The following is a 13,718-nucleotide window of genomic DNA, read 5'->3' as shown; positions in this document are numbered from 1 at the left end:
AGTTCCTCTCAGATCAGTACACGCGTGCCTTCGGCTCGATCTTGTGCGGATCGATGCCTTCGGCGATCAGGTCGGTGTGAACGGGACGATAGTCGAGCTTCACATCGCCTGCATCGTTGACCCAGGCAAGCGTATGCTTGCGCCAGTTCTCGTCGTCGCGGCCAGCGAACTTGCCCTCGGTATAGTCTTCGCGGGCATGCGAGCCACGGCTTTCCTTGCGGGCCTCGGCGCCGTAGATCGTCGTGATGGCGTTGGCCATCAGATTGTGCAGTTCCAGCGTTTCGACGAGGTCGGAATTCCAGATCAGCGAACGGTCGGTGACCTTGATGTCGGCCATTTCCTTCCAGATCTCCGAAAGGCGGCGGACGCCGGATTCCAGCGATTCCTGGGTGCGGAACACGGCGGCATCTTCCTGCATGGCGCGCTGCATCTTCTCGCGAAGTGCAGCCGTCGGCGTCGAGCCGCTGGCGTGGCGCAGGCGATCGAAGCGATCCATGATCTTGTCGCAGGCGGCGACGTTCACAGGCGGAACCGGGCTGTTGCGGTCGATGACCTGGCCGGCGCGGATGGCGGCGGCGCGGCCGAAGACCACGAGGTCGATCAGCGAGTTCGAACCGAGGCGGTTGGCGCCGTGCACCGAAGCGCAGCCGGCTTCGCCGACGGCCATCAGGCCCGGCAGCACGCGCTCTGGATTGTTGCTATCGGCGTTCAGCACTTCGCCCCAGTAGTTCGTCGGAATGCCGCCCATGTTGTAGTGAACGGTCGGCAGGACCGGGATCGGGTCGCGGGTCACGTCGACGCCGGCGAAGATGCGCGCGCTCTCGGAAATACCCGGCAGGCGCTCGTGCAGCACGGCCGGATCGAGATGGTCGAGATGCAGGAAGATGTGATCCTTGTTCTTGCCGACGCCGCGTCCCTCGCGGATTTCAAGCGTCATGCAGCGCGAAACGACGTCGCGCGAGGCAAGGTCCTTTGCCGAAGGTGCGTAGCGTTCCATGAAGCGCTCGCCCTCGGAATTGACGAGATAGCCGCCTTCGCCGCGCGCGCCTTCGGTGATCAGGCAGCCCGAACCGTAGATGCCGGTCGGATGGAACTGCACGAATTCCATGTCCTGCAGCGGCAGGCCGGCGCGGGCCACCATGCCGCCGCCGTCGCCGGTGCAGGTATGGGCCGAAGTGGCCGAGAAATAGGCGCGGCCATAGCCGCCGGTCGCCAGCACCACCATCTTGGCGGCGAAGCGATGGATCGTGCCATCATCAAGGCACCAGGCAACGACGCCGGTGCAGCGGCTGCCGTCATCGGACATGATGAGGTCGAGCGCGAAATACTCGATGAAGAATTCAGCATTGTTGCGCAGCGACTGGCCATAGAGCGTGTGCAGGATGGCGTGACCGGTACGGTCGGCGGCAGCACAGGTGCGCTGCACCGGCGGTCCTTCGCCAAAATTCTGCATGTGGCCGCCGAACGGGCGCTGATAGATCTTGCCTTCCTCGTTGCGCGAGAAGGGCACGCCGTAGTGCTCGAGTTCGTAGACGGCCTTCGGCGCTTCCATGACCATGTACTGCATGGCATCGACGTCGCCGAGCCAGTCGGAGCCCTTGACGGTGTCGTAGAGGTGCCACTGCCAGCTATCCGGCGTCATGTTCTGCAGCGAGGCGGCAATGCCGCCCTGCGCCGCGACGGTGTGCGAACGGGTGGGGAAGACCTTGGTGATGCAGGCGGTGCGGAAGCCCTGCTCGGCCATGCCAAGCGTGGCGCGCAGGCCGGCGCCGCCGGCGCCGACGACGATCACGTCATAGGAGTGATCGATATACTTGTAGGCTTTCCCGTTCTGGGCAGCCCCATTCTGAGCGGATGAGTTCGGTGCCATGATGCAATTATCCTACGAACGCGATCTTCAGAATGGCGAAAAGACAGAGCCCGGCCATGATGATCGCAAAGAACGTGTTGAGCATGAGAAGGACGATCTTGCCGAATTCGCCGTGGACATAGTCCTCGATGATGACCTGCATGCCGAGCTTCATGTGAATGACGCCGGAGATCACCATCAGGCCGAAGATGACGGCCACGATCGGGTTCGAGATCGCATGCACGACTTCCGCATAGGGCGCGCCGGCATAGATGATCAGGAAGATGACGAAGAAAAGGAAGAGGGGAACGTTGGCAACGGCGGTCAGGCGCTGACGCCAGAAATGATCGGTGCCTTCCTTGGCGGAACCGAGACCGCGGACTTTGCCCAGAGGAGTGCGCATATCCATGAGAAATATCCTTTAAAGCATGATCCCGAAAGGCGCCCAGGCGCTTCCGGGAGCGATCATGCCAATCAACCCAGGCGGATGGCGATGCCGATGATCCAGACCAGCGCGGTCAGACAGATCGAGGCGATGAGCGTGAACTTGGCCATCTTCGTCGAGACGGCGGGGTCGAAACCGTGCCCGAGATCCCAGACGAAGTGGCGCAGACCGCCGATCAGATGGTGCAGCAGCGCCCAGGTGTAGCCGAGCAGGACGATGCGGCCGATAATCGTGCCCATGATCCAGTTGACCAGATCGAAATAGCCCTGTCCCGTCGCCGCGGCGATCAGCCACCAGGCAACCAGCACCGTGCCGAAGTAGAGCGCGCCGCCGGTGATACGGTGGACGATCGACATGACCATGGTGGGGATGGGTTTGTAGATTTGCAGATGCGGCGACAGGGGCCGGTTTTGTGTGACGTTCGCCATCAGAACCTCGCGGCGTTACGATACGCTTAGAACCCGGATATCCGGGGCAACGCGCGCGCAGGGATGCGCAGTGTGCGTTGCATCATTGCGACCATTAATCACACAGACGTCCATCGACAAGCACAATTGATGCCTGCATCGAATTTAATCGATTCGGGTCGCTCTGCACTTTAGCGAGCATGCAATGACGGGCCTCCCATTCCGGGCCATTTACCATTTCGGCAACCCTGGCGTGGACTTGGCGCCGGTCTTGAGGCAATCTGCCGTTAAGATTTCATTAACCGATCGGAAGCGGGGCGAATCATGAAGCCGCATCTTTTCAAGGCAGCAGCACTCGTTCTGGCGGCAGCCGCTCTTTCTTTCGCACCGGCCTCGGCGGGCGACTATCGCCACTGGCGTCATCACAACCACGCCGGTATCGTGCGCCTGAACCAGATTTCCCAGCCTCAGGGTTCAGCGCATCAACCGGCCAGGATCGTGATCATGGAACGCCGTGACGCGGCGAACGCCGGCAGCTATGCCGGCTCGGCGGACGTCTACCGGGCCGATGGCGGCACCTATGTTATCGGCTATGGCGGCTATAATCCTTATGCTCAACCCGCTGCGACGCAACTGAGGCCGAAGGCGAAAGTCATTGATGTCCGCTATGCCGGCAATCCCTGCGCATACGAAGCCGGCGTCTGTGTCATCCGGCACTGATGGTTATCAGCTGGCGAGAAACCGCCAGACCGTCGTTTTCTTGACTTCGCTGTCCTCGAGCGCCCGCGTGACCGGCACCTGATAGGTCGCCTGCGCTTCCAGGCGATCCTTCGGAAGGTAGGCCCTGCCGGGATCGCCGACCAGAACGGTCCGGCCCCCGCCCGCCAAACGCCGGAACCAGGGAACGAGCTTCTCTGCAAAATCGCGATCGTAGAAGACATCGCCGGCAAGGATGACATCCGCATCCACGGCGTCGCCGATGATATCGGCGCCGGCAAAGTCGAGATCGACACCATTTTCAGCGGCATTGAGCCGGATCGCCGTGCCCGCCCAGGGATCGATATCGACGGCAAGCACATGGTTTGCACCCGCAAGCCTGGCCGCAATCGCGACGAGCCCGGAGCCGCTCGCAAAATCCAGTACGGTCTTGCCGGCAACGATCTCCGAATGATCGAGGATGTAGCGCGCCAGACCCTGGCCGCCCGCCCAGGCAAAAGCCCAGAAGGGTGGCGGCAGGCCGATCTCTTCCAGCTCCTCCTCCGTCTTCAGCCAGAGCTCATGCGCCTCGCTTGCCAGATGCAGCCGGATTTCCGGCACATGCGGCGGCATCATCAGGCTGGTATTGGAGCGGATGAAGCTTTCCGGATCGGTTCTCACTCAACCTCCAGCCGGATCAGACCGGCGGGTTGTCCAGGCCGCCCATGCGGCAGACTTCGAGCCATTCATCATCCGTCACCGGCTGCACGGAAAGCCGCATGGAAGTGACGAGCGCCATCTGCGAGAGCTTCGGGTTGGCCTTGATGTCCTTGAGGGTCACGGGGTTCGGCACGTCGCGAACGGCGCGGATGTCGACACATTCCCAACGCGGATCGTCCTTGGCGGTCGAATCCGGATGCGCCAGCGCGCAGACCTCGACGATGCCGACGACTTCGAGCCCGTCATTGGAGTGATAGAAGAAGCCCTTGTCGCCGATCTGCATGGCCCGCATGTTGTTGCGGGCGAGGTAGTTGCGCACGCCGGTCCACTCGGTTCCCTTTTCGCCGGCATCCTTTTGCTGCTGCCAGGACCAGGAGGACGGCTCGGATTTATAAAGCCAGTGCGCCATCTCTCATGCCTCCGGCTTGTTGAAGACCCAGTTGAACGGCTTGATCTCGACGCTCTCGAACAGGCCAGCCTTCGTATAAGGATCGGCATCGGCAATCGCGACCGCCGCTTCGACACTTTCCGCCTCGACAATCACGAGGCTGCCGTTCGGCTTGCCTTCGGCGTCCAGGAACGGACCCGCCATCTTCAACGTTCCCTCGGCATTGAGCTTGTTCAGATGCTCCACATGCGCCGGACGCGTCTCCATGCGGACGTTGAGGTAACCGGGCTTGTCCTTGCAGACAAAGGCGAACAGCATGATAGGCTCCTTTGGGTATCCAAAAATTATTCCGTGGTGATCGGCCGTGTCATCAATTGCCCGATGGCTGTGGAAATGTCGAGCTTGCCGTCGATGATGGCGGAAACCGCGTCGGTGATCGGCATGTCGACGCCGAGTTCGTGGGCGAGCCGCGCCGCGATGGAGGCAGCATAGGCGCCTTCGACCAGCGTGCCATGTGTCGGATCCACGGTCTCACCCTGGCCAAGCGCGATGCCGAAGCGCAGATTGCGGGATTGATGGCTGGTGGCCGTCAGCACGAGGTCGCCGAGCCCCGATAGGCCGCGCACGGTTTCAGCCTTCCCACCTTTGGCCGCGACGAAGCGCGACATCTCTGCGAGACCGCGACTGATGAGCGCCGCCCGGGCGGAATCGCCGATGCCACGGCCCTCGACGATACCGCAGGCAATCGCGAGAACATTCTTCAGCGCGCCGCCCAGCTGCACGCCGATGCGGTCATCCGAAGCATAAAGACGGAAGGTCGGGCCGGAAATCGCCTGGGCAAGCCGTTCGGCCACAGCCATATCGGCGGCGGCGATCGCCATCGCCGTCGGCAGACCCTTGGCGATATCGGCGGCAAAGCCCGGTCCGGAGAGAACAGCAATGGCATGCTGCGGCAGCTCCCGCTCCAGCATGTCGGTCAGGAGATCGCCGGAAACCTTGTCGATGCCTTTGGCGCAGGTGACGATGATGGCATCCTTGCCGAGATAGGGGCCGTAATGCCGGGCTGCATCCGCCTGCGCCTGCGATGGCATGGCAAAAAGCACGATGCCGGCATTGGAAATAGAGTCGGCTTCGGCCGAGAACTGCAGCGAATCCGGCAGTGCGATCCCTGGCAGCACGGCGTCATGCATGCGATCGGTGGCAAGATCCTCCATCAGTCCGGCATTGCGGCCGACGAGCGTCACGTCGCTGCGGCCGGTGAGCGCGATGACGGCGGCGAGCGCCGTGCCGAAAGCGCCGGCGCCGATGACTGCGATCCGCTCGTTGCCGCTCATGCCTTCGCTCCCCGTTTGCCGTGCCCGAGCAGGGTTTCCGCCTTCTGATCCAGCGGCCAGCGCGAGCGAGGCTGCACATCGAGATCGTCAGGGGCAGCACCCGTTGCCATGCGCTCCAGTCCGGCCCAGGCGATCATGACGGCATTATCGGTACACAATCTCAATGGCGGCGCGATGAAGCGAAAGCCATTGGCATCGCAAAGCTCCTGTAGCGTGCGGCGCAGCTCAAGATTGGCGGCGACACCTCCGGCGACGACAAGCGACGGCTTTTCCTCAGTCTTCGGAAATTCCGTCTTGAAGCGCTGAAGGCCGCGGCCGATGCGGTCCTTCAACGTGCGCGAGATCGCTTTCTGGAAGGAGGCACAGATATCGGCGATATCCTGCTCCGTGACGGGCGCGATCGCCGTTGCTGCCTGCCGTACCGCCGTTTTCAGACCGGAAAAGGAAAAATCGAGGCGCGTCTCGCCAACGAGCGGCCGCGGAAGATCGAAGCGGTCCGGATTACCGCTTTTCGCGGCTGCCTCAACGGCCGGACCACCGGGGTAAGGCAGCCCCAGAAGCTTGGCCGTCTTGTCGAAGGCTTCGCCGAGCGCATCGTCGATGGTCGTGCCCCAACGCTCATATTCGCCGACGCCGCGCACGAGGATCAGCTGCGTGTGACCGCCGGAAACGAGCAGCATGAGATAGGGAAACGCAAGTCCGTCGGTCAGCCGCGCCGTCAGGGCATGGCCTTCCAGATGGTTGATGGCGTATAATGGCTTGCCTGTGGCGCGCGAGATCGCCTTGCCGGTCATCAGCCCGACGAGCAACCCGCCGATCAGGCCCGGACCGGATGTGGCGGCAATGGCATCGACGTCCGAGAGCGACACATTGGCGCGTTTCAATGCTTCGTCGATCAGCGTATCCAGCGCCTCGACATGCGCCCGCGCGGCAATTTCCGGCACGACGCCGCCATAGGCGCTATGTTCGTCCAACTGGCTGAGAACGACGTCGGAACAGACCGTGGGCGTGCCGTCATCCCGGCGCTCGACAATGGCTGCAGCGGTTTCGTCGCAGCTTGTTTCGATGCCGAGAATGCGAATAACGGATGCCATGGAGAAAGTTCGTTGCCTACAGGTCGATTGCGGTAAAGCGGAAATATGGTTACGGGAACTGTCGGTAACAACGGATCAAAGCGGATGCAAACAAAACCTTTCCGGATCGGCACGCGCGGCAGCCCGCTGGCGCTCGCCCAGGCACATGAGGCACGCGACCGTCTGATGGCGGCCCATGGTCTTCCGGAAGAGATGTTCGAAATCGTCGTCCTCACCACCAAGGGCGATCGCATCACCGACCGCTCGCTCGCGGCGATCGGCGGCAAGGGCCTGTTCACGGAAGAGCTGGAAGAGAAGCTGACTTCGGGCGAGCTCGACTTCGCCGTGCATTCCGCCAAGGACATGGCAACTAAGCTGCCGCAAGGCCTCGCGCTGAACGCTTATCTGCCCCGCGAGGATATGCGCGATTCAGTCATCGGCCGCACGGCGCCGAAATTGATCGAGCTTCCGCATGGCGCCACCGTCGGCTCTGCATCGCTGCGCCGCCAGGCGCTGATCCGCCGCCTGCGTCCGGATATCAACGTCATCACCTTCCGCGGCTCCGTGCAGACCCGCCTGCGCAAGCTGGAAGAAGGCCAGGCGGATGCGACGCTCCTTGCCGTTGCCGGCTTGAAGCGGCTCGGCAATGTCGAAGTCATCACCGATATCCTCGACCCCGACGAGTTCCCGCCCGCACCGGCGCAAGGCGCAATCGCCATCGAAAGCCGCATCGACGACAGCAGGATGAACAACCTGCTCGCCGCCATCAATGATCCGCCGACCTTCGACGCCGTATCCTGCGAACGCGCCTTCCTGGCGGCGCTTGACGGCTCTTGTCGCACGCCGATAGCCGGCTACGCAATCTGCGAAGGCGATCATCTGCGCTTCTTCGGCATGATTCTGACGCCGGACGGCACGCAGGTGCACACGACCACGATCGAAGGTCATCGCCGCGATGCCGAGGCGCTTGGCGTCAATGCCGGCCAGGCGATCCGTGCCGAGGCCGGCAGCACCTTCTTCGAAGATTGGATCTGATAGAGGATGCGCGTCGTCGTCACCCGCCCTCGGCATTCGGGTGAACGCACCATGCGACGGCTGGCGCAGATGGGGCACGAGCCCCTATTGCTGCCGCTGGCTGAACCTGCCCACAATATCGAGGAAGCGAGACGAGCGCTGCTCGCCACGCAGGACGCCATCGCCGCCACCAGCGCCGAGGCGATCCGGGCACTTTCGCTATTGGGCTCTGATCTTAAGCCTCATCTCGATCGCCGCCTCTTCGCAGTGGGAAAGGCAACGGCCAAAGAGGCGGCCGATCTCGGGTTCCGCAATATTACTATATCCGAAGGCGGCGGCATGGAGCTTGCCGCCGCGATTTCCAGCCATCCTTCAGACCCGAGCAGCGGCCCTCTCCTCTATCTTGCGGGTTTTCCGCGGGCGGCCAGCTTCGAAGCCGGCTTGACGGAACGGCACCTGCCTTTCCTGACCATCGAATGCTACCGGATGCAGGATATCATCCCTGACGACGCCATTCTCTGTCGGCTTTTCGCCGACGCCCGCGCCGATGCCGTACTGCTTTATTCCCACGAGACGGCGAAGCGCCTTTTCAGCCTGCCGTTCGTTCGGCACAGCCCTGGCATCTTTGCCGAAACACGATTTCTCTGCCTGAGCGAAACCATCGCCGCAGCCGTTCCGGAGCGGCTGCGATCCCATGTCGATATCGCCGACATGCCGAATGAAGACAGGCTTATGGCGCTTCTGACCCAGGCGTAAAGTCGCAATTTTGATGTAAGGCCTTTCCATAACCGCCTTGTCTGTCTAACTTCGTTGCAGCGCATGATAAAGAGGACCTCATGGTATCGCGAAAAACGCCTAACCATTCGAAGCCCAACGACGAACCGGTCACGATCGATCTGGAAGCCGAAAAAACTGCGCAGGACGCAGCTCCCGAAGATTTGACCGAGCGCAGCCATGGCGAGCTTGGCGGCTCCTCGGCTGACGAAGTGGAAATGCCGCTTGAAGCGGAGAAGGAACCGCTTCGCGAGGACACCCACGAGCCGCACGCCACAGCCGCAGTCGAAGAGCCGCAAGCGGTAGAACAGAAGGCCGATCCCGCGCCGTCTCGCGCCGAAATCCCGCCCCATGCCGAACGCCCGCAGCCGCGAGAGGGATCGACCTCCGGCCTTATCGCGGCCGGCATCGTCGGCGGTTTGATCGCACTCGTCGGGGCCGGCGCTTTGCAATATGCGGGCGTCCTGCCTGGCGGCCGCGCCGGCAAGGATAATTCCGCTGCGATCACGGCCTTGAATGCCGAGATCGACGGTCTCAAGCAAAGCATCGCCAATCTCGCCGCCGCACCGGCCGCAAAGCCGGACGAGACGCTGACCGCCCGTGTCGCAGCGCTTGAGACGAGCGCTGCCAACGGTGCTTCGGCAAATGGCTCGGGCAGCGCCGCAAATCCTGCTTCCGATCAGAAGATTGCTTCGCTCACCAGCGAGGTCGAGCAGCTGAAATCGGATCTCAGCAAGGCAACCCGGAGCCAGGCAACCTCCGATGCCGAAGTCAGCAAACGTCTCGATGACGCCGAAAAGAAGCTGAGCGGACCGAGCCAGGAAAGCGCGGTTGCCCGCGCGATTGCGGCGGCCGCCTTGAAGGCAGCCATCGACCGCGGCGGCCCCTTCCAGCCGGAGCTCGACACCTTCGCCAATGTTGCGCCGGACGATCCCGCGGTTGCCGCTCTCAAGAATTTCGCCCAGACCGGCGTCCCCTCGCGTGCCGACCTGATCCGTCAGGTTTCCGATGTCGCGACAGCAATCGTCGCGACGGCACAGACGGACGATCCGAACCAGAGCTGGAGCAGCCGCCTGATGTCGGGCGCCAAGTCGCTGGTTCAGGTCCGTCCTGTCGGCAATGTCCCCGGTGACAGCATCGATGCCATCGCCGCCCGCTTCGAGGACAAGGTCAGGAACGGCGATCTGCCGGGCGCCGTGACCGAGTGGAACAGCCTGCCCGATGCAGCCAAGACGGCTTCGGCCGCCTTCAAGCAATCGCTTGAGGCCCGTATCCGCGTCGAGGATCTGGTAAGCGATGCCCTGTCGAAGGCGATCGCCAATACCGGGAAACAGAACTAGAGCATGATGCCGAAAAGTGTGAGCGGTTTTCGGACGACATCATGCTCTACCTATTTGATTTTAGAGCGGATTCAGATTTTAGATCGTTACGATCTAAAATCATCCGGCTCTAATGACGGAGCGCAGCAATGATCAGACTGCTTATCTTCGCCATTCTCGTCCTGGCTCTCGGCTATGGCTTTTCCTGGCTGGCGGATCGCCCCGGCGATCTCTCGCTGGTCTGGGGAGGTCAGCTTTACCAGACAAAGCTGATCGTCGCCGCCGCGATCCTGATTGCGATTGTGGCCGCGGTGATGATCGCCTGGTGGTTCGTGCGGCTGATCTGGACGTCGCCCTATTCCGTCACCCGCTATTTCCGCGCCCGTAAGCGTGATCGCGGCTATCAGGCGCTGTCGACCGGCCTGATCGCCGCCGGCGCCGGCAATTCGCTTCTGGCCCGCAAGATGGCGGCACGCACCCGCGGCCTCATCCGCGCCGATCAGGAGCCACTCATCAATCTGCTCGAGGCTCAGGCCGCTTTGATCGAAGGCAAGCACGACGAGGCCCGGCAGAAGTTCGAGCTGATGGCCAACGATCCCGAGACCCGCGAACTCGGCTTGCGCGGCCTCTATCTTGAAGCCAAGCGCCTCGGTGCGCATGAGGCAGCGCGGCAATATGCCGAGAAGGCCGCCGACCAGGCGCCCTACCTTCCCTGGGCAGCACAGGCGACATTGGAATATCGCAGCCAGTCCGGCCGCTGGGACGACGCTATCAAACTCCTGGATCAGCAGAAGGCCGCTCAGGTCGTCGACAAGACGACGGCCAATCGTCAACGCGCCGTGCTGCTGACGGCGCGCGCCAGCGACAGGCTGGAGAACGATCCCACTGGCGCGCGCGACGATGCGCTGGCGGCCTTGAAGCTCGTCGGCGATTTCGTGCCCGCCGCACTGATCGCCGCAAAGGCGCTCTTCCGCGAAGACAAGGTGCGCAAGGCGGCCTCCACGCTCGAACAGGTCTGGAAGGCACATCCGCATCCCGAAATCGGCAAGGCCTATGTGCGGGCTCGCAGCGGCGATTCCGTCCTCGACCGCCTGAAGCGCGCCGAACGACTTGAAGCCATCCGCCCGAACAATGTCGAAGCGCTGCTGCTGACCGCAAAGGCGGCGATGGATGCCGGCGACTTCGCCAAGGCCCGCGCCAAGGCCGAGGCCGCCGCGCGGATCGATGCGCGCGAAGGTGCCTTTCTGCTTCTCGCCGATATCGAGGAGGCCGAAACCGGCGATCAGGGTCGCATCCGCCATTGGATGGCGCAGGCATTGCGCGCGCCACGCGACCCCGCCTGGGTTGCTGATGGCTTCGTTTCGGAAAAATGGCTGCCGCTCTCACCGATCACGGGCCGTCTCGACGCCTTCGAATGGAAGGCGCCGTTCGGTCAGATCGAAGGCCCGGTGGAAGAAGGCTCCACCGTGTCGGTCGACGCCGCGCTGAAGTCGCTGCCGCCGGTGAATGCGGCCGCTTCCGCAACCGCGCACGAGAAGGTGACCTCACCGAAAGTTGCATCGCCGGCCGCCGATACCTATGTCATGGAATTGGAGCCCGCCGTGGCAAAGGCCGCGGCGAGCGCACCCATAGCAGCGCCGAAGCCAGCACAGCAGGATGCCGAGCCCAGGCCCTTCTTCGGTGGTGCGCCCGATGACCCGGGCGTGAAGGATCACAAGCTTGAACCGGAATCCAAGACGCGGCTCAAGTTGTTTTAGGCAATTCCGGCAAAAGGGTGCAGCGGCTCTGCGTCCGGAATTGCGGGAAGACAAAAGGATCGAGCATGGTGTCCCAAGAACCCTGCTCTGCTTGTTTTGAGAATGGAAACGGATGTTCGAACGCTTTCAGGAATTCCTTCATAACCTGACCCAGGACCACCCCAGATCCGGCTTTGCACCCGACGACCCGCGTGTCGCGGTCGCGGCGCTCTGCATCCAGGTCATGGAGGCGGACGGCAAGATCGAGAACAGCGAGAAGAAGAGGCTGCGCAAGCTCCTGAAGGACCAATATGGTCTGGACGGACGCCAGCTCGACGCGCTGATCGCCGCCGGCGAGGAAGCCGAAAGCGAGGCCGTCGACTACTATCGCTTCACCTCGGACCTGAAGCGCCATCTCGACAGCACCCAGCGGCTCGAACTGCTCGGCATCCTCTGGGATATCGTCTATGCCGACGGCGAGCGCAGCGAGATGGAAGACCATGCGATCTGGCGCATCGCCGACCTCATGGGCATTTCCGACCGCGAACGCATCATGAAACGACAGGAAGCAGCCGCACGCGCGCCCGGTTCGAGGGTGGAGACAGGCAATGATGATTGAAGCGCCGAAGAGCGCTGGCCGCCCGATATTGATCGTGCTCCATCAGGAGCGCTCCAGCCCCGGCCGCGTCGGCCAGATGCTGCTGGAAAAGGGCTTCGATCTCGATATTCGCCGGCCAGTGCTCGGCGACCGCCTGCCCTCGACGCTCGAGGCCCATGCGGGTGCCGTCGTCTTCGGCGGCCCGATGAGCGCCAACGACCCGGATGATTTCATCAAGGCCGAGACGGACTGGCTGAAAGTGCCGCTGAAGGAAAACCGGCCCTATCTCGGCATCTGCCTTGGCGCGCAGCTGCTCGCCCGCCATCTCGGCGCCAAGGTGAAGGCGCGCGACGACGGCAAGACCGAGATCGGCTGGTATGCGCTGCAGCCGACAGAGAAAGGCCGGCTGCTGATGCGCTGGCCGCAGATGGTCTATCATTTCCATCGCGAAGGCTTCGAGCTACCGCACGGCGCCGACCTGCTGGCAACGGCCGACACCTATCCCAACCAAGCCTATCGCTACGGCGCCAATGCCTGGGGTCTGCAGTTTCATGCGGAGCTCACGCGCGCAATGATGCAGCGCTGGGTCGTTCATGGCGAACATCGCTTCTGCATGCCGAACGCCCAGCAGGGCCGCGAGCATCTGGAAGGCCGCATGATCTTCGACGCCGCACTCAAAGCCTGGCTGTCGGAATTCCTCGATCTTGTTTTCGAGGGCAAGCAGGCAATGGCGGCCTAAAGCCCCTCGCCCGCCGAAAGCGCGCTGCCGAATTCATCGATCGCGCCACGGATTGCAGACGCATATTGCGTCAGCTTTTTCGCATCACTCATGAGAACATCCCTGACACCTCTCGGGATCTCGAGTTGGACGCCGGCCTGCCGCTTGCCGCGATTGCAGATATTGCCGGCGGAAGCTCCGGCAAGCGCCTCTCCCTTCTTCCTCGCAACAGCAGCAAATCCATCACGACGAAGCGCGTCTACGATCAGATCACGCAGCGATAGATCGAGCCCGCCGATCCAGCTTGACTCCGGATCGCCCCGATCCGTTCGCCCATGAACGGCAACCACGATCGAGGAATTGGCCACCAGGCCTAAGGCCGCCGGTTCGTCGAAGTTTTCCGAGGTGACGTGCAGTTCGTGATGGAGCCTCGCCGCATCGAGCCCTTCGAAACAATGAAGCGAGTATCTCTCATCCGCGATCGCCAAAGCAATCTCGAACGTGGCAGGCTCGATGAAGCCGCCATGGGGAGCAATAACGGCAACATGCGATGATCGATCCTCGACATGGATGCGGTAGTCGACGCCCTCGGTCTCCTGCTCACGAAGCGCCGAAAACGAACTGTATCGATCCGGCGACCTCGTCAT

15 protein-coding genes and 1 pseudogene are annotated in these 13,718 nt (G+C 62.5%); 7 read left to right on the top strand and 9 right to left on the bottom strand.

The annotated features are described in order from the left end of the window. Window positions 1-13: 13 nt before the first annotated feature. The 3 genes from sdhA to sdhC form a co-directional block, all read right to left on the bottom strand. The gene (gene sdhA, locus AC13Q5_RS13130) at window positions 14-1,870 is read right to left on the bottom strand and encodes a succinate dehydrogenase flavoprotein subunit (protein ID WP_457880645.1); all 1,857 of its coding nucleotides are present in this window, start codon (window positions 1,868-1,870) and stop codon (window positions 14-16) included. A 7-nt stretch (window positions 1,871-1,877) separates the two neighbouring features. Next, window positions 1,878-2,258: a succinate dehydrogenase, hydrophobic membrane anchor protein gene (sdhD, locus tag AC13Q5_RS13125; protein ID WP_047630645.1), complete on the bottom strand. Its 381-nt coding sequence runs from the start codon at window positions 2,256-2,258 to the stop codon at window positions 1,878-1,880. Between the two features lie 65 nt (window positions 2,259-2,323). After that, window positions 2,324-2,722: a succinate dehydrogenase, cytochrome b556 subunit gene (gene sdhC, locus AC13Q5_RS13120; RefSeq protein ID WP_457880646.1), complete on the bottom strand. Its 399-nt coding sequence runs from the start codon at window positions 2,720-2,722 to the stop codon at window positions 2,324-2,326. A 303-nt stretch (window positions 2,723-3,025) separates the two neighbouring features. Here sdhC and AC13Q5_RS13115 point away from each other — a divergent pair, with 303 nt between their 5' ends. Continuing rightward, complete coding sequence (locus AC13Q5_RS13115; RefSeq protein WP_457880647.1) at window positions 3,026-3,421, top strand: hypothetical protein; 396 nt, start codon at window positions 3,026-3,028, stop codon at window positions 3,419-3,421. Window positions 3,422-3,427: 6 nt separating this feature from the next. Here the strand turns inward: AC13Q5_RS13115 and AC13Q5_RS13110 are convergent. The 5 genes and pseudogenes from AC13Q5_RS13110 to tsaD all read right to left on the bottom strand — a co-directional run. Then, window positions 3,428-4,078 (bottom strand): annotated as a pseudogene (locus AC13Q5_RS13110) (class I SAM-dependent methyltransferase); the annotation flags it as partial. A gap of 16 nt (window positions 4,079-4,094) precedes the next feature. Beyond that, the gene (locus AC13Q5_RS13105; protein ID WP_488501915.1) at window positions 4,095-4,526 is read right to left on the bottom strand and encodes an EVE domain-containing protein; all 432 of its coding nucleotides are present in this window, start codon (window positions 4,524-4,526) and stop codon (window positions 4,095-4,097) included. Between the two features lie 3 nt (window positions 4,527-4,529). After that, the gene (locus tag AC13Q5_RS13100) at window positions 4,530-4,823 is read right to left on the bottom strand and encodes a YciI-like protein (protein ID WP_075853665.1); all 294 of its coding nucleotides are present in this window, start codon (window positions 4,821-4,823) and stop codon (window positions 4,530-4,532) included. A gap of 26 nt (window positions 4,824-4,849) precedes the next feature. Beyond that, a complete protein-coding gene (locus AC13Q5_RS13095) occupies window positions 4,850-5,839 on the bottom strand; it encodes an NAD(P)H-dependent glycerol-3-phosphate dehydrogenase (protein ID WP_488501914.1) in 990 nt (329 codons plus the stop codon). After that, window positions 5,836-6,933, bottom strand: coding sequence for a tRNA (adenosine(37)-N6)-threonylcarbamoyltransferase complex transferase subunit TsaD (gene tsaD, locus AC13Q5_RS13090; protein ID WP_075853663.1), 1,098 nt, complete (start codon window positions 6,931-6,933; stop codon window positions 5,836-5,838). Before tsaD ends, AC13Q5_RS13095 begins: the two co-directional genes overlap by 4 nt. Window positions 6,934-7,017: 84 nt before the next feature. Between tsaD and hemC the strand changes: the two genes are divergently transcribed. The 6 genes from hemC (at window position 7,018) to AC13Q5_RS13060 (ending at window position 13,092) form a co-directional block, all read left to right on the top strand. Then, on the top strand, window positions 7,018-7,947 hold the full coding sequence (gene hemC / locus AC13Q5_RS13085; protein ID WP_488501913.1) for a hydroxymethylbilane synthase: 930 nt from the start codon (window positions 7,018-7,020) through the stop codon (window positions 7,945-7,947). A 6-nt stretch (window positions 7,948-7,953) separates the two neighbouring features. After that, window positions 7,954-8,682 (top strand): uroporphyrinogen-III synthase, encoded by a 729-nt coding sequence (locus tag AC13Q5_RS13080; protein WP_488501912.1) that lies wholly within the window; start codon window positions 7,954-7,956, stop codon window positions 8,680-8,682. An 80-nt stretch (window positions 8,683-8,762) separates the two neighbouring features. Beyond that, window positions 8,763-10,040, top strand: a complete 1,278-nt coding sequence (locus AC13Q5_RS13075; protein ID WP_488501911.1) for a COG4223 family protein — start codon at window positions 8,763-8,765, stop codon at window positions 10,038-10,040. 128 nt (window positions 10,041-10,168) lie between these two features. Continuing rightward, on the top strand, window positions 10,169-11,776 hold the full coding sequence (locus AC13Q5_RS13070) for a heme biosynthesis HemY N-terminal domain-containing protein (protein ID WP_488501910.1): 1,608 nt from the start codon (window positions 10,169-10,171) through the stop codon (window positions 11,774-11,776). 112 nt (window positions 11,777-11,888) lie between these two features. After that, on the top strand, window positions 11,889-12,374 hold the full coding sequence (locus AC13Q5_RS13065; protein WP_075853658.1) for a tellurite resistance TerB family protein: 486 nt from the start codon (window positions 11,889-11,891) through the stop codon (window positions 12,372-12,374). Beyond that, window positions 12,367-13,092 (top strand): glutamine amidotransferase, encoded by a 726-nt coding sequence (locus tag AC13Q5_RS13060; protein ID WP_075853828.1) that lies wholly within the window; start codon window positions 12,367-12,369, stop codon window positions 13,090-13,092. Before AC13Q5_RS13065 ends, AC13Q5_RS13060 begins: the two co-directional genes overlap by 8 nt. Here the strand turns inward: AC13Q5_RS13060 and AC13Q5_RS13055 are convergent. Then, on the bottom strand, window positions 13,089-13,718 hold the full coding sequence (locus AC13Q5_RS13055) for a poly-gamma-glutamate hydrolase family protein (RefSeq protein ID WP_488501909.1): 630 nt from the start codon (window positions 13,716-13,718) through the stop codon (window positions 13,089-13,091). The two genes, AC13Q5_RS13060 and AC13Q5_RS13055, sit on opposite strands and share 4 nt — an antisense overlap.

The organism is Martinezella sp. CNPSo 3964 (genome assembly GCF_057784375.1).
The sequence above is the reverse complement of the archived record's forward strand: the minus strand, read 5'-3'. Positions and strand labels throughout refer to the sequence as shown.